Raw genomic sequence first — 24,523 nt, 5'->3', positions numbered from 1 at the left:
GTTATCTAGTTTTGAGAGAACACTCTCAAATTGTTTGGTGGCGATAGCGAAGAGGTCACACCCGTTCCCATGCCGAACACGGAAGTTAAGCTCTTCAGCGCCGATGGTAGTCGGGGGTTTCCCCCTGTGAGAGTAGGACGCCGCCAAGCAATTAATAAAAGGACAGCTCATATGAGCTGTCCTTTTTGCGTTCTCCTTTATTGGTATCATAAAATTTCATTTAGTTATATAATATAATAACTTCACAGAGAAATTTAAGTGAATAATCAGGTTTTATGAATTTAGAAAATGGAAATACTTAAGATAGAGCGATAAAGTTGAAAATTCTCGAAAAACACCTTATAGTAAGATTAAAGTCAAATATAGTCAAAGTCAATAAAGGAGGGGGTTGAGTGGGACATAATATTTCTGACATCATTGAACAGTACTTGAAACAAGTGTTAGATCAAAATGGCAAGGAAATTTTAGAAATTAAACGGAGTGAAATTGCAGATAAATTTCAATGTGTTCCTTCCCAAATAAATTATGTCATCAACACCAGATTTACAAGCGAGAGAGGATATATTGTTGAGAGCAAACGCGGGGGCGGCGGTTACATCAGAATCATTAAAATTAAAATGAATAATGAAGTTGTCCTAATCAATAATATTATTTCTCAAATTAATACCCATTTGTCTCAAGCAGCCTCTGATGACATTATTTTAAGGCTATTAGAAGACAAGGTGATCTCTGAGAGAGAAGCAAAAATGATGGTCAGCGTGATGGATCGCTCAGTACTGTACATTGATTTGCCTGAACGTGATGAATTGAGAGCGAGAATGATGAAAGCTATGCTGACCGCTTTAAAATTAAAATAAGCGGGTGAAAAGATTGATTTGTCAAGAGTGCAATGAGAGACCAGCCACTTTTCACTTTACAAAGGTTGTTAACGGAGAGAAAAAAGAGGTTCACATCTGCGAACAATGTGCAAAAGAACACAGCGACTCATATGGTATAAGTGCAAGTCATGGTTTCTCTATTCATAATTTACTATCAGGCTTACTGAACATGGATTCTTCATTTCAGAATGCTGGAACTCAAATGTTCAGCCATTCCGAGCAAATATCTGCTTGTCCGAAGTGCGGAATGACATTTCAGCAATTTAGAAAAACCGGCCGATTTGGCTGTGCCGAATGTTATAAAACATTTCATAGCAACATTACACCGATCTTACGCAAAGTTCACAGCGGAAACACTGTGCATGGCGGGAAAATACCGAAACGTATAGGCGGCAACCTGCACGTCAGACGACAGATCGAAATGCTGAAAAAAGAATTAGAAGCTTTAATACAACAAGAAGAATTTGAAAATGCAGCCCATGTGAGAGATCAAATTCGTTCATTAGAACAGTCACTCAAAAGTACAGATAGTGAGGAGGAACAGGGGTAATGTCGCTAAAGCATTTTATTCAGGACGCATTAAGCAGTTGGATGAAGCAGAAAGGCCCTGAAAGTGACATTGTACTCAGCAGCCGCATACGTTTAGCTAGGAACTTTGAGAATATTCGGTTTCCTACGCGATATTCCAATGAAGAAGCCTCATCCATCTTGCAACAGTTTGAAGAAGAGTTTTCAGAACATGAAATTCCCGGTGTCGGCAAATTCCTTTTAATCAGAATGAACGACGCACAGCCTTTAGAAAAACGGGTGCTTGTTGAAAAGCATCTCATCAGCCCTAATTTGACAGAGTCTCCTTTTGGCGGCTGTTTGCTTTCTGAAAATGAGGAAGTGAGCGTCATGTTGAATGAGGAGGACCACATTAGAATTCAGTGTCTTTTCCCAGGATTTCAGCTTCCACAAGCAATGAAAGCCGCAAACCAAGTTGATGACTGGATTGAGGAAAAGGTTGATTATGCATTTAGTGAGCAAAGAGGTTACTTAACCAGCTGTCCTACAAATGTAGGTACGGGCCTAAGGGCTTCAGTCATGATGCATCTTCCGGCACTGGTTTTAACTAGGCAAATAAATCGAATTATACCGGCTATTAATCAATTAGGCTTAGTTGTTAGAGGAATTTATGGGGAAGGCAGCGAAGCAGTAGGAAATATCTTTCAAATTTCAAATCAAATCACGCTTGGAAAGTCGGAGCAGGATATTGTCGATGACCTTAACAGCGTAGCTGCCCAGCTGATTGAACAGGAACGATCTGCTCGAGAAGCGCTTTACCAAACCTCTAAGATTGAGCTTGAGGATCGTGTGTATCGATCCTATGGAGTCTTGTCCAATTGCCGGATGATTGAATCGAAAGAAACTGCAAAGTGCCTTTCAGATGTTCGGTTAGGTATAGACTTAGGCATTATAAAAGGACTTTCAAGCAATATACTTAATGAACTGATGATTTTAACACAGCCGGGATTTTTACAGCAATACTCGGGAGGCGCTTTGCGTCCGAACGAAAGAGATATACGAAGAGCGGCTCTTATCAGAGAACGGCTTCATTTAGAAATGAATGGGAATAGACAGGAGGATGAATCGATATGATGTTTGGAAGATTTACAGAACGAGCTCAAAAGGTACTGGCGCTTGCACAGGAAGAAGCACTTCGTTTAGGTCATAACAATATCGGCACTGAACATATTTTATTAGGACTGGTGCGAGAAGGAGAGGGCATCGCTGCTAAAGCACTTCAAGCGCTTGGACTTGGTTCAGATAAAATTCAAAAAGAAGTTGAGAGCTTAATCGGGCGCGGACAGGAAATGTCTCAAACGATTCATTATACTCCGAGAGCTAAAAAAGTCATTGAGTTATCAATGGATGAGGCCAGAAAACTCGGCCATTCTTATGTGGGAACAGAGCATATTCTTCTTGGACTTATTCGCGAAGGTGAAGGTGTTGCTGCGAGAGTGCTTAACAATCTCGGAGTCAGCTTAAATAAAGCAAGACAGCAAGTGCTTCAGCTTCTTGGAAGTAATGAAACAGGTTCATCAGCGGCTGGAACAAACAGCAATGCGAATACACCTACACTAGATAGCCTGGCAAGAGATTTAACAGCGATTGCGAAGGAAGACAGCCTTGATCCGGTTATCGGCAGAAGCAAAGAAATTCAGCGTGTTATTGAAGTGCTGAGCCGCAGAACGAAAAACAATCCTGTTCTGATTGGGGAACCGGGCGTAGGTAAAACAGCTATCGCAGAAGGTCTCGCACAGCAGATTATTAATAATGAAGTTCCCGAAATTTTACGGGATAAACGCGTTATGACATTAGACATGGGAACAGTTGTTGCCGGTACAAAATACCGCGGTGAATTTGAGGATCGTTTGAAAAAAGTTATGGATGAAATCCGTCAGGCAGGAAACATCATTCTATTCATTGATGAGCTCCATACATTAATCGGAGCGGGCGGAGCAGAAGGTGCCATTGACGCATCCAACATCTTGAAACCTTCACTTGCTCGCGGAGAACTTCAGTGTATCGGTGCGACAACTCTTGATGAGTATCGTAAATATATTGAAAAAGATGCAGCTCTGGAGCGCCGTTTTCAGCCAATCCAGGTTGATCAGCCGTCGGTAGACGAGAGCATTCAAATCTTAAAAGGCTTGCGTGACCGATATGAAGCTCACCACCGCGTTTCTATCACAGATGAAGCCATTGAAGCTGCGGTTAAGCTTTCTGACAGATATATTTCTGACCGTTTCCTTCCCGATAAAGCTATTGACTTGATCGATGAAGCGGGCTCAAAGGTCAGATTGCGTTCATTTACAACGCCTCCTAATTTAAAAGAGCTTGAACAGAAACTTGATGAAGTTCGTAAAGAGAAGGATGCTGCGGTGCAAAGCCAAGAATTTGAAAAAGCCGCTTCCCTGCGTGATACGGAACAGCGTTTGCGTGAACAAGTGGAGGATACGAAAAAATCATGGAAAGAGAAGCAGGGGCAGGAAAACTCAGAGGTTTCTGTGGATGATATTGCGATGGTTGTATCCAGCTGGACTGGGGTGCCTGTTTCAAAAATCGCTCAAACTGAAACAGATAAGCTTCTTAATATGGAGAGCATTCTTCATTCCCGTGTCATCGGCCAAGATGAAGCTGTTGTAGCCGTTGCTAAAGCGGTCAGACGTGCGAGAGCAGGGCTAAAAGATCCTAAACGTCCAATCGGCTCATTCATTTTCTTAGGCCCTACAGGCGTAGGTAAAACGGAGCTTGCACGGGCGCTTGCTGAGTCTATCTTCGGTGATGAAGAAGCCATGATCAGAATTGATATGTCTGAATACATGGAAAAACACTCGACTTCTAGACTTGTAGGTTCACCTCCAGGGTATGTGGGTTACGATGAGGGCGGCCAATTAACAGAGAAGGTAAGAAGAAAACCATACTCTGTTGTGCTTCTTGATGAAATTGAGAAAGCGCACCCTGACGTCTTCAATATCCTCCTTCAAGTTCTTGAAGACGGACGATTAACTGATTCTAAAGGCCGTACAGTCGATTTCCGCAACACGATTCTGATCATGACATCAAACGTCGGAGCAAGTGAGCTGAAACGCAACAAATATGTCGGCTTCAACGTTCAGGATGAGACGCAAAATCATAAAGACATGAAAGATAAAGTGATGGGTGAGCTGAAACGTGCGTTCAGACCGGAATTCATCAACCGTATTGATGAAATTATCGTCTTCCATTCACTTGAGAAAAAACATCTGGCTGAAATCGTGTCATTGATGTCTGATCAATTAACGAAACGTCTTAAAGAACAGGATCTTTCTATAGAATTGACGGAAGCTGCGAAAGCAAAAGTCGCGGAAGAGGGCGTAGACCTTGAATACGGTGCCCGCCCGCTCAGAAGAGCCATTCAAAAACATGTGGAGGATCGTTTATCCGAAGAGCTCCTCAGGGGTAACATTCATAAAGGGCACCATATCGTTCTTGATGTAGAAGATGGCGAATTTGTCGTAAAAACGACTGCTAAAACGAATTAATATAGAAGACGAAAATGAGGCATACAGCATGTAAGTGTATGCCTCAATTTCGTATCAAGAAATAGAACAAGGGAGAGGTCTTACACTATTTATGGCTAAAACAAAATCCAAATTCATCTGCCAATCCTGCGGCTACGAGTCTCCAAAATGGATGGGGAAATGTCCGGGCTGCGGTGCTTGGAATACAATGGTGGAAGAAATGATTAAAAAAGCACCGGCCAATCGGAGAGCGGCTTTTTCTCATTCTGTTCAAACCGTACAGAAACCTTCCCCCATAACATCAATCGAAACATCAGAAGAACCTCGGGTGAAAACACAGCTCGGCGAGTTTAACAGAGTGCTCGGCGGCGGAGTGGTAAAGGGGTCACTTGTTTTAATTGGCGGGGACCCCGGTATCGGGAAATCGACCTTACTACTGCAAGTATCCGCTCAGCTATCTGGTTCATCGCGTCATGTTCTATACATTTCAGGAGAAGAATCGGTAAAACAAACGAAATTAAGAGCAGACCGTCTTGGCATAAATAATCCCTCACTGCATGTTTTATCCGAAACCGATATGGAGTATATTTCGTCTGCTATAGAAGAGATGAATCCAGCGTTTGTCGTTGTCGACTCTATTCAAACGGTTTATCAAAGTGATATCACATCGGCTCCCGGCAGTGTATCACAAGTAAGAGAATGTACAGCCGCGCTGATGAAAATTGCAAAAACAAAAGGTATTCCGATATTTATTGTGGGTCACGTAACGAAAGAAGGGTCCATCGCGGGGCCGAGACTGCTGGAGCATATGGTTGACACTGTTTTATACTTTGAAGGAGAACGTCACCACACTTTCCGAATCTTACGGGCTGTAAAAAACCGCTTTGGTTCTACAAACGAAATGGGTATTTTTGAAATGCGGGAAGAAGGGCTCACTGAGGTACTGAATCCTTCAGAGATCTTCTTAGAAGAGCGTTCGGCGGGATCTTCGGGGTCGAGCATAACGGCTTCTATGGAAGGTACAAGGCCTATTCTTGTTGAAATTCAGGCACTCATCTCGCCAACGAGCTTTGGCAATCCGCGGCGCATGGCAACAGGGATAGATCATAACAGGGTGTCACTGTTAATGGCTGTATTAGAAAAAAGAGTAGGGCTGCTGCTGCAAAATCAGGATGCATATTTGAAGGTAGCGGGCGGCGTCAAACTAGATGAACCTGCGATTGATCTTGCTATAGCGGTAAGTATCGCATCGAGCTTTAGAGATACACCTCCAAATCCTGCAGATTGCTTTATAGGAGAAGTGGGATTAACCGGAGAAGTCCGCCGGGTATCAAGAATTGAACAGCGTGTAAAAGAAGCGGCAAAGCTTGGCTTTAAACGCATGATCATACCTGCGGCAAATCTGGATGGATGGACGAAACCAAAAGGGATTGAGGTCATCGGAGTAGCAAATGTTTCAGAGGCACTTCGTACTTCATTAGGAGGATAATAGATGGAAAAAGAGAAAAAAGGGGCGAAACATGAGTTAGATCTGTCTTCTATTTTGCAGTTTGTTGCTCCTGGAACACCGCTCAGAGCGGGGATAGAAAATGTGCTGAGAGCAAATACAGGCGGTCTGATTGTTGTTGGATATAATGATAAAGTAAAAGAAGTGGTGGATGGCGGTTTCCACATTAACACTGCTTTTTCTCCGGCGCATTTATATGAACTGGCTAAAATGGATGGTGCGATTATCTTAAGTGATTCTGGTCAAAAAATCCTATATGCCAATACACAATTGATGCCTGAAGCCACAATTTCTTCGTCAGAAACAGGAATGCGGCACCGCACCGCCGAAAGAGTAGCTAAGCAAACCGGCTGTCTCGTTATCGCAATTTCTGAGAGAAGAAATGTCATAACGTTATATCAGGAAAGTATGAAGTATACACTAAAAGACATAGGATTTATTTTAACAAAAGCGAACCAAGCCATTCAAACTCTAGAAAAATATAAAACAATTCTGGACAAAACGATTAATGCACTAAACGCATTAGAGTTTGAGGAACTCGTTACTTTCAGCGATGTTCTGTCTGTGATGCACCGTTATGAAATGGTGCTGCGAATTAAAAATGAAATCAACATGTATATCAGGGAGCTGGGAACAGAAGGTCATTTGATTAAGCTGCAGGTCATCGAACTGATTACTGATATGGAAGAAGAGGCTGCTTTATTTATTAAGGATTACGTGAAGGAAAAAATTAAAGATCCGTTTGTCCTTTTAAAAGAGCTGCAGGATATGTCCAGCTACGATTTGCTTGATGATTCCATTGTTTATAAGCTTCTTGGTTACCCGGCTTCTACAAATCTTGATGACTATGTTCTGCCTAGAGGATACAGGCTGCTAAATAAGATACCGCGCCTTCCGATGCCAATTGTGGAAAATGTGGTGGAAGCATTTGGCGTCCTGCCGAGAATTATTGAGGCAAGTGCGGAAGAATTAGATGAAGTAGAGGGTATCGGTGAAGTACGAGCCCAAAAAATCAAAAAGGGCTTAAAACGTCTTCAAGAGAAGCATTATTTAGACAGACAGCTATGATTTTCGGTTAAAACCATATCATTACGGGTATATTATTGTTGGTTTTTGTTTATTCTGATATTCGTAGGTTGCATAAAATCTTATGAAATATAACAATTTTCTTTAAAGGAGGTGGGGGTATGTTAAAACGAATAGTTCAGGCGTTCTTCATTATTTTCGGCGGCGTTGTTGGTATATTTTTAATACCTGAATTGTTTGTACTGTTAAGTTTACAGGACATACCTTTAATAACAAACGCATATACGTCTGCGGCAATAGGTGCAATTATCTTTTTTCTCATCAGTATATGGGGTACAGATTACGTTGTGAACTGGGTGAAGTGGATAGAGGATTCATTATTAAAAGCGCCGGTTCCAGATTTGTTATTTGGAAGTCTTGGCTTAGTATTTGGACTTATAATTGCTTATCTTATCGTAAACGTTATTCCTTTAGACAATATACCTTACCGCATACTCAGCACAATCATCCCTGTGTTTTTAGCTTTCTTTCTCGGTTATCTTGGCTTTCAGGTGGGCTTTAAGAAAAAGGATGAACTGATCAGCCTATTCTCCATTTCCGCCAGAATGCAAAAGAAAAAAGGAGCAGCCGATGAAGAGCACGAGGTCCAAGACAAAAAGCTGAAAATCCTGGACACAAGTGTTATTATTGATGGGAGAATTGCAGATATTTGTCAGACTGGTTTTTTAGAGGGAATCATCGTGATTCCGCAGTTTGTCCTTGAGGAATTGCAGCATATCGCTGACTCCTCAGATGTGTTAAAACGCAACAGAGGGCGCCGCGGTCTTGATATCCTGAACCGCATTCAAAAAGAATTAGATATTAAAGTAGAAATTTATGAAGGTGACTTTGAAGATATTCAGGAGGTTGACAGCAAGCTTGTCAAACTCGCTAAACTGACATCCGGAGTCGTTGTGACGAATGATTTTAATTTAAATAAAGTATGCGAGCTTCAGAAGGTAGCAGTATTGAACATTAATGACCTTGCCAACGCGGTCAAGCCCGTTGTGCTTCCGGGTGAGGAAATGAATGTTCAGGTCATAAAAGACGGCAAAGAGCATAATCAGGGAGTCGCTTACTTGGATGACGGCACTATGATTGTCGTTGAAGAAGGACGGAATTATATCGGCAAACACATTGATGTTCTCGTCACAAGTGTGCTGCAGACAGCAGCGGGACGAATGATTTTTGCCAAGCCTAAGCTGTTGGAGAAGGCGCTGTAAAGGGAGAAAGAACAATGAATTATGATGTGGTTATTCCTGCGGCCGGACAGGGGAAACGGATGAAGGCAGGGAGAAATAAACTGTTTATCGAGCTGAAAGGAGATCCGGTTATCATTCACACTTTACGGGTGTTTGACAGCCATCGTCCGTGCGACAGAATCATCTTGGTGATTAACGAGCGCGAACGTGAAGACTTTCAGCAATTGCTGAGCCAATATCCGTTTCAAACCGCTATCGAGCTTGTTGCAGGCGGAGATGAACGCCAGCACAGTGTTTATAAAGGACTCAAAGCCATTAAACAAGAAAAGATTGTGCTCGTTCACGACGGCGCTCGTCCTTTTATAAAGCATGAACAGATTGACGAACTGATCGTTGAAGCGGAGCAGGCAGGAGCGGCCATCCTGGCTGTTCCGGTAAAAGATACGATTAAACGCGTTCAAGGTTTAGAAGTCAGTGAGACGATTGAACGTTCAAGCTTGTGGGCTGTCCAAACGCCACAAGCTTTTCGTCTTTCTTTATTGATGGAGGCTCACGCTGAGGCAGAGCGCAGAGGATTTTTAGGAACGGATGACGCCAGTCTCGTCGAACAGCTTGAGGGCGGTTCGGTCCGTGTTGTAGAAGGTAACTATACAAATATTAAGCTGACGACTCCTGATGATTTAACGTCAGCTGAAGCTATCATGGAAGCAGAAAGTGGGAATAAACATGTTTAGAATCGGACAAGGTTTTGATGTGCACCAATTAGTAGAGGGCCGGCCTCTCATTATCGGCGGAGTTGAAATTCCGTATGAAAAAGGATTGCTCGGACATTCTGACGCGGATGTATTATTGCATACCGTTGCTGACGCATGCCTCGGAGCTGTCGGGGAGGGCGACATCGGCAAGCACTTTCCTGATACAGATCCTGAGTTCAAGGATGCTGATTCGTTTCAATTACTTCAGCATGTCTGGGGGATTGTGAAACAGAAAGGATATGTACTTGGAAATATTGATTGCACGATCATTGCACAGAAGCCGAAGATGGCGCCGTACATAGAAGACATGAGAAAAAGAATCGCCGAAGGGCTTGAGGCAGAGGTTTCCCAAGTGAATGTAAAAGCGACCACGACCGAAAAGCTTGGGTTTACAGGAAGAGCGGAAGGAATAGCGGCTCAAGCGACAGTGCTGATACAAAAAGGCTAACTTGTTTTGATGCCCGGTCTATTTGGTGGTAGAATAGATGCATACATTTAGCCTGAGGCCATACATGAGATGAAAGGAAGTATTTGAAATGGGAAACGAAGTACGCGTTCGTTATGCACCGAGTCCAACAGGACATTTGCATATTGGAAATGCCAGAACGGCGCTTTTTAATTATTTATTTGCCCGCAACCAAGGCGGTAAGTTTATTATTCGTGTTGAGGACACGGATAAAAAACGCAACATTGAGGGCGGAGAACAAAGCCAGCTTAACTATTTAAAATGGCTTGGCATCGACTGGGATGAGAGTGTGGATGTCGGCGGAGATTACGGCCCATACCGTCAGTCCGAGCGTAACGATATCTATAAGGTTTACTATGAAGAGCTGCTTGAAAAAGGGCTTGCTTATAAATGTTTCTGTACGGAAGAAGAACTTGAAAAAGAACGTGAAGAGCAGATTGCCCGCGGAGAGATGCCGCGTTATTCCGGAAAGCACAGAGATCTGACTCAGGAAGAACAGGAAAAATTCCTTGCAGAGGGCAGAAAGCCGAGTATTCGTTTCCGCGTCCCTGAAGGAAAAATCATTGCGTTCAATGATATTGTAAAAGGTGAAATTTCTTTCGAATCTGATGGCATCGGCGACTTCGTTATTGTGAAAAAAGACGGCACGCCGACTTATAACTTTGCAGTAGCTGTGGATGACTATCTAATGAAAATGACGCACGTGCTGCGCGGTGAGGATCATATCTCGAATACACCAAAACAGATCATGATCTATCAAGCATTTGGATGGGATATTCCTCAGTTCGGCCACATGACGCTGATTGTAAATGAAAGCCGTAAAAAACTCAGCAAACGTGATGAATCCATTATCCAATTCATTGAGCAATATAAAGAGCTTGGCTACTTGCCGGAAGCGCTGTTTAACTTTATCGGCCTGCTGGGCTGGTCGCCGGTAGGAGAGGAAGAGCTTTTCACAAAAGAAGAGTTTATTGACATTTTTGATGTAAACCGGTTATCTAAATCACCAGCTCTGTTTGATATGCATAAGCTAAAATGGGTCAACAACCAATATGTGAAAAAATTGGATCTTGATCAGGTTGTTGAGCTTACGCTTCCGCATCTTCAAAAAGCCGGCAAAGTTGGCAATGAGCTTTCTCCTGAAGAACAAGAATGGGTTCGCAAACTGATTTCTCTATATCATGAGCAATTGAGCTACGGTGCAGAAATTGTTGAGCTGACTGATTTGTTCTTTACGGATGAGATCGAGTATAATCAAGAAGCAAAAGCTGTTCTAGAAGAAGAGCAGGTGCCTGAAGTGCTTAGCACATTCGCTGCGAAGCTTGAAGAGCTAGAGGAGTTCACTCCGGATCAGATCAAAGCTTCTATCAAAGCAGTGCAGAAAGAAACAGGTCATAAAGGGAAAAAGCTGTTTATGCCGATCCGTGTTGCTGTAACAGGCCAAACTCACGGTCCTGAGCTTCCGCAATCAATTGAACTGATCGGAAAAGAATCTGCAATTCAGCGATTGAAAAATATCTAAATAGATGATTGTTGACAGGGAAGAGTATAAAGCTTTAGACCAATACAGAAAGGATCTTCATTGGCTGAGAGAGATCCCAGAGTCGGGTTTTAGAAGTGCGCCCTTAAGACCTTTGAAGAACGTTTTTCGAAATCAGTATTCAAAGGCGGCCGCCGCCGTTACAGGCTGAAGTTGGGAGAGCAGGAGTCTGCTTTTCAAACAGAGTGGAACCGCGCGGTTAAAGCGTCTCTGTCATGTTTACATGCAGAGGCGCTTTTTTTATTGGTGTCTAGAGGAAATAGATAGAGGATAGCGTGTAGAATGGGGGGAAGCATGTGTTTTTTAAAATGTTCAAAGAAGACATTGATACGGTGTTCGATCAAGATCCTGCAGCACGAAGTTATTTTGAAGTGATTTTAACTTATTCCGGTTTACATGCTATATGGGCGCATCGGATTGCACATGCTTTATATAAACGAAAATTTTATTTCCTTGCACGCCTTATATCTCAGGTGAGCCGATTTTTTACAGGAATTGAAATCCACCCAGGGGCTACGATCGGAAGAAGATTTTTCATAGACCATGGGATGGGGGTTGTCATTGGGGAGACATGTGAAATTGGCAATAACGTAACCGTTTTTCAGGGAGTTACCCTTGGAGGAACGGGGAAAGAAAGGGGAAAAAGGCATCCGACAATTAAAGATGACGCATTGATAGCAACAGGTGCTAAAGTGCTCGGTTCGATTACTGTCGGTGAAGGCTCCAAAATAGGGGCTGGTTCAGTTGTGCTGCACGATGTTCCGGACTACTCCACAGTTGTCGGCATCCCGGGAAGGGTTGTCGTTCAAAACGGCAAGAAAATCAAACGGGATCTAAACCATCAGGATTTACCCGATCCTGTTGCTGACCGATTTAAGTCTTTGGAACTGCAGATTTTAGAGCTGAAGGCGGAACTTGAAGACAGAAAAGAAAGGATTAATCAAAAATGACAATCACTCTTTATAATACATTGACCAGACAGAAGGAAACATTCGTTCCTCTTGAAGAGGGGAAAGTGAAAATGTACGTGTGCGGACCGACGGTTTACAATTATATTCATATAGGGAATGCCCGTCCGGCCATCGTTTATGACACGATACGAAACTATTTGGAGTATAAAGGCTACGATGTCCAGTATGTCTCTAACTTCACAGATGTAGATGATAAATTAATTAAAGCGGCAAATGAACTCGGTGAAGATGTTCCAACCATTTCTGAGCGTTTTATTAAGGCATACTTTGAAGATGTGGGCGCTCTTGGCTGCAGAAAAGCAGACCTTCATCCGCGCGTCATGGAAAACATGGACGCGATTATTGATTTCATAGATCAGCTGGTGAAAAAGGGCTATGCTTATGAATCTGAAGGAGATGTGTATTTCAAAACAAGAGCATTTGAGGGATATGGAAAGCTTTCGCAGCAATCGATTGATGAATTGAGATCGGGCGCACGCATCCGAGTTGGCGAGAAAAAAGAAGATGCTCTTGATTTCGCTCTGTGGAAAGCGGCTAAAGAAGGAGAAATCTCCTGGGATAGCCCTTGGGGGAAAGGACGTCCGGGCTGGCACATTGAATGCTCTGCGATGGTGAAAAAGTACTTAGGTGATCAGATTGATATCCATGCAGGCGGCCAGGATTTAACCTTCCCTCACCATGAAAATGAAATTGCACAATCTGAAGCGCTGACTGGCAAAACATTTGCGAAATACTGGCTTCATAATGGCTATATCAATATCGATAATGAAAAAATGTCAAAATCACTCGGCAACTTTGTGCTTGTGCATGACATTATTAAACAGCATGATCCGCAGCTCCTCAGATTCTTTATGCTGTCTGTTCATTATCGTCACCCCATCAACTATTCAGAAGAGCTTCTGGAGAACACAAAGAGCGCGTTTAACCGGTTGAAAACAGCGTACAGCAACCTTCAGCACCGTTTAAACAGCAGCACGAATTTAACAGAAGATGATGATAAATGGCTTGCAAAGATTGAAGAACATCGAAAAGCATTTGAAGAAGCAATGGATGATGATTTTAATACAGCGAATGCCATTTCTGTTTTGTTCGATTTGGCGAAAAATGCGAACTATTATCTTCAGGAAGATCATACGGCAGATCATGTGATTACAGCGTTTATTGACATGTTTGACCGAATTGTTTCTGTCCTCGGTTTCTCACTGGGTGAGCAGGAGCTTCTGGATCAAGAGATTGAAGATTTGATTGAAAAAAGAAATGAAGCGCGCCGCAATCGTGATTTTGCTCTGTCAGACCAGATCCGTGACCAGCTGAAAAGCATGAATATCATTCTTGAAGATACGGCTCAAGGCACTCGCTGGAAACGGGGAGAATAACGGATGCTTGATTTTGAAACGATAAAAGATTCAAAGCAGCTTAACGGTCTTGCGCTTGCTTATATAGGTGATGCCATTTTTGAAGTTTATGTGAGGCATCACCTGCTTAAGCAGGGATTTACCAAACCAAATGATCTTCACAAAAAATCAAGTCGGATCGTATCGGCAAAGTCACAGGCTGAGATCCTTTTCTTTCTGCGGAATCAATCATTTTTCACGGAAGAAGAGGAAGCGGTGCTGAAAAGAGGCAGAAATGCCAAGTCGGGAACGATACCTAAAAATACAGATGTTCAGACGTACCGCTATAGTACAGCATTTGAAGCACTGCTGGGCTATCTTTTTCTTGAGAAAAAAGAAGAAAGACTGAATCAGCTTGTTGCTGTAGCTATACAATTCGGGACGGTCAGGGAGGAAAACAAATGAGTGAGCAACATGATTACGTCATAGGAAAAAATGCAGTGATCGAGACGTTAAAATCAGATCGTAAGCTGTATAAGCTGTGGATGGCGGAAAACACCGTAAAAGGACAAGCACAGCAGGTGATTGAGCTTGCGAAAAAGCAGGGCATAACCATTCAATACGTCCCCAGAAAAAAACTCGACCAAATGGTTACAGGGCAGCATCAAGGCGTAGTGGCACAGGTCGCAGCATATGAGTACGCGGAACTGGACGACTTATATAAAGCGGCAGAGGAAAGAAATGAACAGCCTTTCTTTCTCATTCTGGACGAGCTTGAGGACCCTCATAATCTCGGTTCAATTATGAGAACAGCCGATGCAGTCGGCGCCCATGGCATTGTGATTCCAAAACGCAGAGCTGTCGGTCTGACAACTACGGTGGCGAAGGCTTCAACAGGCGCAATTGAGCATATTCCAGTGGCAAAGGTCACTAATTTGGCGCGAACACTAGAGGAAATGAAAGAGCGGGGAATCTGGGTTGTCGGAACGGATGCATCCGCGCGGGAGGATTACCGCACAATGGACGGCGGCATGCCTTTGGCTCTCGTCATCGGAAGTGAAGGAAAAGGAATGGGACGCCTGATTAAAGAAAAATGTGATTTTCTTATTAAACTCCCGATGGCCGGTAAAGTTACTTCACTCAATGCGTCTGTAGCGGCGGGGCTTTTGATGTATGAAGTCTACCGGAAACGAAATCCTCTGGGAGAATAATGATTAATGGATATCCTGTTAGTAGACGGATACAACATGATTGGAGCCTGGCCGCAGCTGAAGGATTTAAAAGCGAACAGTTTTGAAGAGGCGAGAGACGTACTGATTCAGAAAATGGCTGAATATCAATCGTATACAGGAAACAGGGTTATTGTCGTATTTGACGCACATCTTGTGAAGGGGCTTGAGAAAAAACAGACCAATCACAGAGTTGAAGTGATTTTCACAAAAGAGAATGAGACTGCGGATGAGCGGATAGAAAAGCTGGCACAGGCTCTGAATAACATTTCGACTCAAATTCATGTTGCGACCTCTGACTACACTGAGCAGTGGGCGATTTTCGGACAGGGGGCATTGCGAAAATCAGCCCGTGAGCTCTTGAGAGAGGTAGAAGCAATCGAAAGGCGAATCGAAAGGCGGGTAAGAAAGATCACTTCCGAAAAGCCAGCGGGTAAAATTGCTTTATCGGAAGAGGTTTTGAAAACGTTTGAAAAATGGCGGAGGGGCGACTTAGATTAAGTTGACGCTTTTTTGTCCAATAATGTATAATATTTCTATCTACGTGCGCCGGGGGGATCGGAGTGAATCTACAGAACAACAAGGGAAAATTCAACAAAGAGCAGTTTTGCCAGTTGGAGGACGAGCAGGTCATTGAAAAGGTTCATGTTGGGGACAGTGATGCGTTAGATTACTTGATTACGAAGTACCGAAACTTTGTTCGTGCAAAAGCAAGATCTTATTTTTTAATAGGTGCGGACAGAGAAGATATTGTTCAGGAAGGAATGATAGGCCTCTATAAGTCTATTCGTGACTTCAAAGAGGACAAGCTTACCTCTTTCAAAGCTTTCGCAGAATTATGTATTACCCGCCAAATTATTACCGCAATAAAGACAGCTACTCGCCAGAAACACATTCCTTTGAATTCCTACGTCTCATTAGATAAACCGATTTTTGATGAAGAATCAGACCGAACGCTGCTTGATGTTATTTCGGGAGCGAAAACATTAAACCCAGAAGAAATGATTATCAATCAGGAAGAATTTGATGATATAGAAATGAAAATGGGAGAACTTTTAAGTGATTTAGAGAGAAAAGTACTTGTATTATATCTAGACGGAAGAAGCTATCAAGAGATTTCAGATGAGCTGAACCGCCATGTGAAATCGATCGATAACGCTCTTCAGCGAGTGAAACGCAAGCTGGAGAAGTACCTGGAAATTCGTGAGATCAGCTTGTAATAGGTATTTATGGTATATTGACAGTATTTTTCCGACTATGATATGTTACTTAAGATAAGAACTAATGTCTATTTAGAAAAAGGTGTAATGACATGAGAAAAAAGATTACGTTAGCATGCAAGACATGCGGAAACCGTAATTATACGACAATGAAGAGCTCTGCATCAGCGGCTGAGCGATTAGAAGTAAAGAAATACTGCAGTACTTGCAATTCACATACAGCTCATCTTGAAACAAAATAGTGTTTGCGCTTTTAAATTGTGGAGGTCTTTTACATGCGTATTATGAGATTCTTTAAAGATGTTGGGAAAGAAATGAAAAAGGTAAGCTGGCCTAAAGGAAAAGAGTTAACTCGCTATACCATCACGGTTATTTCAACGGTTATCTTTTTTATTATCTTTTTTGCCCTCCTTGACACAGGAATTTCTCAATTAATTCGTTTAATAGTTGAATAATGATCAGCAATACGTGCTATAATAGATCATAATATCACTTGCCAAAACCCGTTCAGCGGGTTTTTTATTGTGGGTTAAAAATGAAAGTTATCATAGGCTTACCGCCTATTTTTTGCATGAAGCGTTATGGTAGTACACTAAAACCAAATGCGGGGAGGGAAGGACTGGACAGTCCTGAAGAGAATGGAAAAGAATTGGTATGTTGTTCACACGTACTCTGGTTATGAGAACAAAGTAAAAGCCAACTTGGAAAAACGTGTTGAATCAATGGGGATGCAGGATAAGATTTTTCGTGTAGTCGTACCTGAAGAAGAAGAGACGGATATCAAAAACGGCAAGAAAAAAGTCGTCAAAAAGAAAGTATTCCCTGGCTATGTCCTTGTTGAAATCGTCATGACGGATGATTCTTGGTATGTTGTCCGCAACACACCTGGTGTTACTGGATTCGTAGGTTCCGCCGGCTCTGGTTCAAAACCGACGGCGCTTCTTCCTGGCGAAGCAGAAACCATTCTGAAGAGAATGGGTATGGACGAACGCAAAACTGACATTGACTTTGAATTAAAAGAGACAGTGAAAGTGATAGACGGACCTTTTGCCAACTTTACTGGATCAATTGAAGAGATTGACTACGATAAAAGCAAGGTTAAAGTTTTCGTTAATATGTTCGGCCGTGAAACGCCGGTTGAGCTGGAATTTACCCAGATCGACAAATTGTAATGTGAAAAAACTTGAAATTGCTATATATAAATGATAATATAGCAAAGGTACGTCTTGGACTTATCCAAGGCAGCTAGCTTGATATTTCATCATTCATATAAAGAATGAAACCTTGAGTGGGAGGGTTTACCCTATTACCACATCACGGACTTAAGGAGGTGTGTCTCGTGGCTAAAAAAGTAGTAAAAGTTGTAAAATTGCAAATTCCTGCTGGAAAAGCTAACCCAGCGCCGCCAGTTGGACCTGCACTAGGTCAAGCCGGTGTTAATATCATGGGATTCTGTAAGGAGTTTAACGCTCGTACAGCTGACCAAGCTGGTTTAATCATTCCTGTTGAAATTTCGGTTTACGAAGACCGTTCATTTACATTTATTACAAAAACTCCACCTGCTGCAGTATTGCTTAAAAAAGCAGCTGGAATTGAGTCTGGTTCTGGTGAACCAAACCGTAATAAAGTGGCAACCGTTAAGCGCGATAAAGTACGCGAAATCGCTGAAACGAAAATGCCTGACTTAAACGCAGCAGACGTTGAAGCGGCAATGCGCATGGTTGAAGGTACTGCACGCAGTATGGGTATTGTAATCGAGGATTAATTTGTTTCTTGTCGGGTTGCGAGTTTTCACAAGTTCGCAACCCTTATTCGTGGGAGGTTATTCCGCTATAACCACATAAGGAGGAAATTTTAAAATGGCTAAAAAAGGTAAAAAGTACGCAGAAGCTGCTAAGCTTGTAGATCGTGCGAAAGCTTACGATGTTTCTGAAGCAGTAGCTCTCGTTAAAAAAACAAACACAGCTAAATTCGACGCTACAGTTGAAGTTGCATTCCGTCTAGGGGTTGACCCTCGTAAAAACGACCAGCAAATCCGCGGAGCAGTTGTGCTTCCAAACGGAACTGGTAAAACTCAGCGCGTTCTCGTTTTCGCAAAAGGCGAAAAAGCGAAAGAAGCTGAAGCTGCTGGTGCAGATTACGTTGGAGATACTGACTACATCAACAAAATTCAACAAGGCTGGTTCGATTTCGATGTTATCGTAGCTACACCTGACATGATGGGTGAAGTTGGTAAAATCGGTCGTGTGCTTGGACCAAAAGGTTTAATGCCAAACCCTAAAACTGGTACAGTTACTTTCGAAGTTGAAAAAGCTATCGGCGAAATCAAAGCTGGTAAAGTTGAATACCGCGTAGATAAAGCTGGAAACATCCATGTTCCTATCGGTAAAGTTTCTTTCGAGGATGAAAAACTTGTTGAGAACTTCACAACAATGTATGATACAATCCTGAAAGCAAAACCTGCTGCAGCAAAAGGCGTTTACGTGAAAAACGTTGCTGTAACTTCTACTATGGGACCTGGTGTCAAAGTAGACGCTTCAACTTTTAACGTAAAATAATATTTGACATGACATCAACATTCTGATATGATTCAAAATGTTGTAAAATATAATATATCATTTATACCGTAGACAGTAGGGGCTTAACAGCTTAATATCCTACCGAGGTGTATATTATCACAGCTATTACGTTACGTATGCTTGTATATACAGCCTCCATGTCTCATGGAGGCTTTTTATATGGAATCCGTTTCTCAGTCGTGATCACCTGACGGTATAAGTGTTACACAAGAATCTACAGGAGGTGTAACCATGAGCAGCGCAATTGAAACAAAAAAAGTTGTTGTTGAAGAAATTACTTCTAAATTAAAAGAAAGCAAATCAACGATCATCGTTGATTACCGCGGACTTAACGTTTCTGAAGTAACAGAACTTCGTAAACAGCTTCGTGAAGCTAACGTTGAGTTCAAAGTTTACAAAAACACAATGACTCGCCGTGCGGTTGAACAAGCTGAACTTGATGGTTTGAATGATGTCTTAACTGGACCGAATGCAATTGCATTCAGTACTGAGGATGTTGTCGCTCCAGCTAAAGTTATTAACGAGTTTGCTAAACAGCATGAAGCTCTTGAAATCAAAGCTGGCGTTATCGAAGGTAAAGTTTCTACTGTTGAAGAAGTGAAAGCTCTTGCTGAACTTCCATCACGCGAAGGCTTGCTTTCTATGTTGCTTAGCGTACTTCAAGCTCCAGTTCGTAACCTTGCTCTTGCTGCAAAAGCTGTGGCAGATCAAAAGGAAGAACAAGGCGCTTAATCTAATCAGTTTTTAAAAATCAAAACAAAATGGAGGAATTACAAATGGCTTTAAATATCGAAGAAATCATTGCTTCCGTTAAAGAAGCAACTGTACTTGAATTGAACGACCTAGTAAAAGCAATCGAAGAAGAATTTGGCGTAACTGCTGCTGCTCCTGTAGCTGTAGCTGGCGGAGCTGCTGCTGGCGGAGCTGCTGAAGAGCAAAGCGAATTTGACCTTATCCTTGCTGGTGCAGGTTCACAAAAAATCAAAGTTATCAAAGTTGTACGTGAAATCACTGGTCTTGGCTTGAAAGAAGCTAAAGAACTTGTTGACAACACTCCAAAACCTCTTAAAGAAGGTATTGCTAAAGAAGAAGCTGAAGAGCTTAAAGCTAAACTTGAAGAAGTTGGCGCTTCTGTAGAAGTTAAGTAATCTTCAATTGCCTGTAGGGGAAGCTCGCTTTTATGAGGCGGGCTTTTTCTTTGCCATTCTTTAAGTAATGAAAAAAAGGAGGTTCTAATAATGAGTGAGCACTATTATTCAGAAAAACCTTCAGTAAAAAGCAACAAACAAACATGGTCTTTTAGGCTTCGAAACAAGGATCTTACGTTTACCAGCGACAGCGGTGTTTTTTCTAAAAAGGAAGTCGATTTTGGCTCACGCCTGCTGGTCGAATCTTTTGAAGAGCCTGAAGTTGAGGGCAGCTTTTTAGATGTAGGCTGCGGCTATGGCCCGATTGGATTATCGCTGGCTAGTGACTTTAAAGACCGGACCATCCACATGATTGATGTTAATGAAAGAGCCGTAGAGTTATCAAATGAAAATGCAGAACGAAACGGGATAACAAACGTTGAGATTTACCAAAGCGACTTGTTTTCAAACGTAGACTCTGCTCAAACATTTGCTTCTATTCTTACAAATCCCCCAATCCGAGCCGGAAAAAAAGTTGTCCATGCTATCTTTGAGAAAAGCGCTGAACACTTAAAAGCTTCAGGTGAATTGTGGATCGTCATACAGAAAAAACAAGGTGCGCCTTCTGCCATTGAAAAGCTTGAGGAACTGTTCGAAGAAGTTTCTGTCGTTCAAAAAAAGAAAGGCTATTATATCATAAAAGCAAAAAAAGTTTGACTCGGTATTTTGGCTATGTTAATATTATAAAATGCCAATGTATATATTTAGATTGATATGATGAAATGTCAATATCTATGTATAAATTATACAAGTATGGAAATGCTAATAAAATCGGTATTTGTTTTTGGATGTGGTTTTCTTAATTAGAAACCCTTTTTTCTTTTGTCTTGTAAAAGTGTTTTCTTTCTTTGAAAGAGATGCTTATTACACATATAATACGCATGATTTGAGGGGTGAATCAGTTGACAGGTCAACTAGTTCAGTATGGACGACACCGCCAGCGCAGAAGCTATGCTCGCATTAGCGAAGTGTTAGAATTACCAAATCTCATTGAAATTCAAACCTCTTCTTATCAGTGGTTTCTTGATGAGGGTCTTAGAGAGATGTTTCAAGACATATCGCCAATTGAGGATTTCACTGGTAACCTCTCTCTTGAGTTCATTGATTACAGTTTAGGGGAGCCTAAATATCCAGTAGAGGAATCAAAAGAACGTGATGTGACTTACTCAGCTCCGCTAAGAGTGAAGGTTCGTTTAATTAACAAAGAAACTGGAGAGGTAAAAGACCAAGATGTCTTCATGGGTGATTTCCCTATTATGACAGATACAGGTACTTTTATCATAAACGGTGCGGAACGCGTTATCGTTTCCCAGCTTGTTCGGTCTCCAAGTGTATATTTCAGTGGTAAAGTAGACAAAAACGGTAAAAAAGGTTTTACCGCAACTGTCATTCCAAACCGTGGCGCATGGTTAGAATACGAAACTGATGCGAAAGATGTTGTTTATGTACGCATTGATCGCACACGTAAGTTGCCGGTTACGGTTCTTTTGCGTGCTCTCGGCTTCGGCTCCGATCAAGAGATTCTTGATCTCGTAGGAGAAAACGAATACCTGCGAAATACGCTTGATAAAGATAACACAGAAAACAGCGATAAAGCGCTGCTTGAAATCTACGAGCGCCTCCGTCCTGGAGAGCCGCCTACAGTGGAAAATGCGAAGAGCTTGCTTGATTCTCGTTTCTTTGATCCGAAACGGTACGATCTTGCCAATGTAGGACGCTATAAAATTAATAAAAAGCTTCATATTAAAAATCGCCTCTTTAATCAGAGACTTGCTGAAACGCTTGTTGATCCTGAAACAGGAGAAATCCTGGCTGAAAAAGGTCAGATTCTTGATAGAAGAACACTTGATAAAGTACTGCCATACTTAGAAAACGGAATCGGCTTCAGAAAGCTGTATCCGAACGGCGGTGTTGTTGAGGACGAAGTAACGCTTCAATCCATTAAAATCTTTGCTCCTACTGATCAAGAAGGAGAACAGGTTATTAATGTCATCGGCAATGCTTACGTTGAAGAAGAGATTAAAAACATTACACCTGCTGATATTATTTCTTCTATCAGCTACTTCTTCAACTTGCTGCACGGAGTAGGCGACACAGATGATATTGACCATCTTGGAAACCGCCGTTTACGTTCTGTAGGTGAACTTCTCCAGAACCAATTCCGTATCGGTTTAAGCCGTATGGAGCGTGTGGTTCGTGAGAGAATGTCAATTCAAGATACGAATACAATTACACCTCAGCAGCTGATCAATATTCGTCCTGTTATTGCGTCCATTAAAGAGTTCTTTGGAAGCTCTCAGCTTTCTCAATTCATGGACCAGACGAACCCGCTTGCTGAATTAACACATAAGCGCCGTCTGTCGGCTCTTGGACCGGGCGGATTAACACGTGAGCGTGCCGGAATGGAAGTGCGTGACGTTCACTACTCCCACTATGGCCGTATGTGTCCGATTGAAACGCCTGAGGGACCGAACATCGGTTTGATCAACTCACTATCATCATATGCAAAAGTAAACCGTTTTGGCTTTATTGAAACGCCATATCGCCGCGTTGATCCTGAAACAGGAAAAGTGACGCCAAGAATCGATTACTTAACTGCTGATGAAGAAGATAACTACGTTGTCGCTCAGGCAAATGCACGACTCGATGACGAAGGTGCGTTTGTTGACGACAGCATTGTAGCCCGTTTCCGCGGAGAGAACACCGTTGTTCCTAGAAACCGTGTTGATTACATGGATGTATCGCCTAAGCAGGTAGTTTCTGCTGCGACAGCATGTATCCCGTTCCTAGAAAACGATGACTCGAACCGTGCCCTAATGGGAGCGAACATGCAGCGTCAGGCTGTGCCTTTGATGCAGCCGGAAGCGCCATTTGTAGGAACTGGTATGGAATACGTATCAGGTAAAGACTCTGGTGCCGCTGTTATTTGTAAACATCCTGGTATCGTTGAACGTGTAGAAGCGAAAAACGTTTGGGTTCGCCGTTATGAAGATGTAGACGGTCAAAAAGTAAAAGGAAATCTGGATAAATACAGCTTGCTGAAATTTGTCCGCTCTAACCAAGGTACTTGCTACAACCAGCGTCCGATCGTAAGTGTCGGCGATGAAGTGGTAAAAGGAGAAATCCTTGCTGACGGTCCTTCTATGGAGCTTGGTGAACTTGCGCTTGGCCGTAACGTAATGGTCGGCTTTATGACATGGGATGGCTACAACTATGAGGATGCCATCATCATGAGTGAACGTCTTGTGAAAGATGATGTTTATACATCTATTCACATTGAAGAATATGAATCAGAAGCACGTGATACAAAACTTGGGCCTGAAGAAATCACTCGCGATATTCCAAACGTCGGTGAAGATGCACTTCGCAATCTTGATGACCGTGGAATTATCCGTATCGGGGCAGAAGTAAAAGACGGAGATCTTCTTGTTGGTAAAGTAACGCCTAAGGGTGTAACAGAACTTACTGCAGAAGAGCGCCTTCTTCACGCCATCTTTGGTGAAAAAGCCCGCGAGGTTCGTGATACTTCTCTTCGTGTGCCTCACGGCGGCGGCGGAATTATTCACGATGTTAAAGTCTTCAACCGTGAGGACGGAGACGAACTTCCTCCAGGTGTAAACCAGTTAGTGCGCGTATATATCGTTCAGAAACGTAAAATTTCTGAAGGGGATAAAATGGCCGGTCGTCACGGTAACAAAGGTGTTATCTCTAAGATTCTTCCTGAGGAAGATATGCCTTATCTTCCTGACGGCACACCAATTGATATCATGCTTAACCCGCTGGGCGTACCATCACGTATGAACATCGGGCAGGTATTAGAGCTTCACATGGGTATGGCCGCTCGTTACCTCGGCATCCACATTGCGTCACCGGTATTTGACGGAGCGCGTGAAGAGGATGTTTGGGAAACACTTGAAGAAGCCGGAATGTCTCGTGACGCTAAAACTGTTCTTTACGACGGACGTACCGGAGAGCCGTTTGATAACCGTGTATCTGTCGGTATCATGTACATGATTAAACTGGCTCACATGGTTGACGATAAACTTCATGCACGCTCTACAGGTCCTTACTCACTTGTTACGCAGCAGCCTCTTGGCGGTAAAGCTCAATTTGGCGGACAGCGTTTTGGTGAGATGGAGGTTTGGGCACTTGAAGCTTACGGTGCAGCGTACACTCTTCAAGAGATTCTGACTGTTAAGTCTGATGACGTGGTTGGACGTGTGAAAACATACGAAGCCATCGTTAAAGGCGACAACGTTCCTGAACCTGGTGTTCCGGAATCATTCAAAGTATTAATTAAAGAACTTCAAAGTTTAGGTATGGATGTGAAAATCCTTTCTAGCGATGAAGAAGAAATAGAAATGAGAGATTTAGAAGACGAAGAAGATGCAAAACAAGCTGACGGCCTGGCGTTATCAGGTGATGAAGAGCCGGAAGAAACAGCATCTGCAGACGTTGAACGCGATGTAGTAACAAAAGAATAATCTCTAGTTATAAAGGCAAGTGACATCGGTTAATCCGAAGATAAAAAGGGAGGTAGG

Annotated in this window: 24 protein-coding genes, 1 rRNA gene, 1 pseudogene and 2 other annotated features; all 26 genes and pseudogenes read left to right on the top strand. The window is 42.5% G+C overall.

The window, feature by feature from the left end; all coding sequences use genetic code 11:
* Positions 1-33 precede the first annotated feature (33 nt).
* Positions 34-149: ribosomal RNA gene (gene rrf / locus NST16_RS17575) — 5S ribosomal RNA — on the top strand.
* 243 nt (positions 150-392) lie between these two features.
* Complete coding sequence (gene ctsR / locus NST16_RS17570; protein WP_010332747.1) at positions 393-857, top strand: transcriptional regulator CtsR; 465 nt, start codon at positions 393-395, stop codon at positions 855-857.
* A gap of 13 nt (positions 858-870) precedes the next feature.
* Positions 871-1,428, top strand: coding sequence for a UvrB/UvrC motif-containing protein (locus tag NST16_RS17565; RefSeq protein ID WP_095714843.1), 558 nt, complete (start codon positions 871-873; stop codon positions 1,426-1,428).
* Positions 1,428-2,519, top strand: a complete 1,092-nt coding sequence (locus NST16_RS17560; protein WP_010332749.1) for a protein arginine kinase — start codon at positions 1,428-1,430, stop codon at positions 2,517-2,519. The genes NST16_RS17565 and NST16_RS17560 overlap by 1 nt, the downstream gene beginning before the upstream one ends.
* The gene (gene clpC / locus NST16_RS17555; protein WP_010332750.1) at positions 2,516-4,948 is read left to right on the top strand and encodes an ATP-dependent protease ATP-binding subunit ClpC; all 2,433 of its coding nucleotides are present in this window, start codon (positions 2,516-2,518) and stop codon (positions 4,946-4,948) included. Before NST16_RS17560 ends, clpC begins: the two co-directional genes overlap by 4 nt.
* Positions 4,949-5,039: 91 nt before the next feature.
* Positions 5,040-6,416, top strand: a complete 1,377-nt coding sequence (gene radA / locus NST16_RS17550; RefSeq protein ID WP_010332751.1) for a DNA repair protein RadA — start codon at positions 5,040-5,042, stop codon at positions 6,414-6,416.
* A gap of 3 nt (positions 6,417-6,419) precedes the next feature.
* Positions 6,420-7,502 (top strand): DNA integrity scanning diadenylate cyclase DisA, encoded by a 1,083-nt coding sequence (gene disA / locus NST16_RS17545; protein ID WP_003242042.1) that lies wholly within the window; start codon positions 6,420-6,422, stop codon positions 7,500-7,502.
* A 119-nt stretch (positions 7,503-7,621) separates the two neighbouring features.
* On the top strand, positions 7,622-8,722 hold the full coding sequence (locus NST16_RS17540; RefSeq protein WP_168746772.1) for a PIN/TRAM domain-containing protein: 1,101 nt from the start codon (positions 7,622-7,624) through the stop codon (positions 8,720-8,722).
* Between the two features lie 14 nt (positions 8,723-8,736).
* Positions 8,737-9,435: a 2-C-methyl-D-erythritol 4-phosphate cytidylyltransferase gene (gene ispD / locus NST16_RS17535; RefSeq protein WP_010332753.1), complete on the top strand. Its 699-nt coding sequence runs from the start codon at positions 8,737-8,739 to the stop codon at positions 9,433-9,435.
* Positions 9,428-9,904, top strand: a complete 477-nt coding sequence (gene ispF / locus NST16_RS17530) for a 2-C-methyl-D-erythritol 2,4-cyclodiphosphate synthase (protein ID WP_010332754.1) — start codon at positions 9,428-9,430, stop codon at positions 9,902-9,904. Before ispD ends, ispF begins: the two co-directional genes overlap by 8 nt.
* An 88-nt stretch (positions 9,905-9,992) precedes the next feature.
* On the top strand, positions 9,993-11,444 hold the full coding sequence (gltX, locus tag NST16_RS17525) for a glutamate--tRNA ligase (RefSeq protein WP_010332755.1): 1,452 nt from the start codon (positions 9,993-9,995) through the stop codon (positions 11,442-11,444).
* 2 nt (positions 11,445-11,446) lie between these two features.
* Positions 11,447-11,677: a binding site (T-box leader), on the top strand.
* 81 nt (positions 11,678-11,758) lie between these two features.
* Positions 11,759-12,412 (top strand): serine O-acetyltransferase, encoded by a 654-nt coding sequence (gene cysE / locus NST16_RS17520; protein ID WP_010332756.1) that lies wholly within the window; start codon positions 11,759-11,761, stop codon positions 12,410-12,412.
* Positions 12,409-13,809 (top strand): cysteine--tRNA ligase, encoded by a 1,401-nt coding sequence (gene cysS / locus NST16_RS17515; protein ID WP_168746774.1) that lies wholly within the window; start codon positions 12,409-12,411, stop codon positions 13,807-13,809. Before cysE ends, cysS begins: the two co-directional genes overlap by 4 nt.
* 3 nt (positions 13,810-13,812) lie before the next feature.
* Positions 13,813-14,236: pseudogene (locus tag NST16_RS17510) on the top strand (mini-ribonuclease 3).
* Positions 14,229-14,978, top strand: a complete 750-nt coding sequence (gene rlmB / locus NST16_RS17505) for a 23S rRNA (guanosine(2251)-2'-O)-methyltransferase RlmB (protein ID WP_010332759.1) — start codon at positions 14,229-14,231, stop codon at positions 14,976-14,978. The pseudogene NST16_RS17510 and the gene rlmB overlap by 8 nt, the downstream one beginning before the upstream one ends.
* 6 nt (positions 14,979-14,984) lie before the next feature.
* Positions 14,985-15,497, top strand: coding sequence for a ribosome-dependent mRNA decay endonuclease Rae1/YacP (rae1, locus tag NST16_RS17500; RefSeq protein WP_010332760.1), 513 nt, complete (start codon positions 14,985-14,987; stop codon positions 15,495-15,497).
* 62 nt (positions 15,498-15,559) lie between these two features.
* On the top strand, positions 15,560-16,216 hold the full coding sequence (sigH, locus tag NST16_RS17495; RefSeq protein WP_003225758.1) for an RNA polymerase sporulation sigma factor SigH: 657 nt from the start codon (positions 15,560-15,562) through the stop codon (positions 16,214-16,216).
* Positions 16,217-16,308: 92 nt separating this feature from the next.
* Positions 16,309-16,458 carry a 50S ribosomal protein L33 gene (gene rpmG / locus NST16_RS17490; RefSeq protein ID WP_003156421.1) on the top strand — a complete coding sequence of 50 codons (150 nt, stop codon included), beginning with the start codon at positions 16,309-16,311 and terminating at the stop codon, positions 16,456-16,458.
* A gap of 33 nt (positions 16,459-16,491) precedes the next feature.
* On the top strand, positions 16,492-16,671 hold the full coding sequence (gene secE / locus NST16_RS17485) for a preprotein translocase subunit SecE (protein ID WP_010327716.1): 180 nt from the start codon (positions 16,492-16,494) through the stop codon (positions 16,669-16,671).
* 183 nt (positions 16,672-16,854) lie between these two features.
* Positions 16,855-17,388, top strand: coding sequence for a transcription termination/antitermination protein NusG (nusG, locus tag NST16_RS17480; RefSeq protein WP_010332761.1), 534 nt, complete (start codon positions 16,855-16,857; stop codon positions 17,386-17,388).
* Positions 17,389-17,555: 167 nt separating this feature from the next.
* Positions 17,556-17,981 (top strand): 50S ribosomal protein L11, encoded by a 426-nt coding sequence (rplK, locus tag NST16_RS17475; protein WP_003156430.1) that lies wholly within the window; start codon positions 17,556-17,558, stop codon positions 17,979-17,981.
* 94 nt (positions 17,982-18,075) lie between these two features.
* A complete protein-coding gene (gene rplA, locus NST16_RS17470) occupies positions 18,076-18,774 on the top strand; it encodes a 50S ribosomal protein L1 (protein ID WP_003225765.1) in 699 nt (232 codons plus the stop codon).
* A gap of 48 nt (positions 18,775-18,822) precedes the next feature.
* Positions 18,823-18,962, top strand: a sequence feature (ribosomal protein L10 leader region).
* Between the two features lie 64 nt (positions 18,963-19,026).
* Positions 19,027-19,527, top strand: a complete 501-nt coding sequence (rplJ, locus tag NST16_RS17465; RefSeq protein WP_010332762.1) for a 50S ribosomal protein L10 — start codon at positions 19,027-19,029, stop codon at positions 19,525-19,527.
* Between the two features lie 44 nt (positions 19,528-19,571).
* Positions 19,572-19,943 carry a 50S ribosomal protein L7/L12 gene (gene rplL / locus NST16_RS17460; RefSeq protein WP_003156436.1) on the top strand — a complete coding sequence of 124 codons (372 nt, stop codon included), beginning with the start codon at positions 19,572-19,574 and terminating at the stop codon, positions 19,941-19,943.
* A gap of 90 nt (positions 19,944-20,033) precedes the next feature.
* Positions 20,034-20,639, top strand: coding sequence for a class I SAM-dependent methyltransferase (locus tag NST16_RS17455; RefSeq protein WP_340887759.1), 606 nt, complete (start codon positions 20,034-20,036; stop codon positions 20,637-20,639).
* A gap of 245 nt (positions 20,640-20,884) precedes the next feature.
* A complete protein-coding gene (gene rpoB, locus NST16_RS17450; RefSeq protein WP_010332764.1) occupies positions 20,885-24,466 on the top strand; it encodes a DNA-directed RNA polymerase subunit beta in 3,582 nt (1,193 codons plus the stop codon).
* Positions 24,467-24,523 lie beyond the last annotated feature (57 nt).

Origin of the sequence: Bacillus sp. FSL K6-1005, from assembly GCF_038000225.1 — a bacterium.
GTDB lineage: Bacteria > Bacillota > Bacilli > Bacillales > Bacillaceae > Bacillus > Bacillus mojavensis.
The sequence above is the reverse complement of the archived record's forward strand: the minus strand, read 5'-3'. Positions and strand labels throughout refer to the sequence as shown.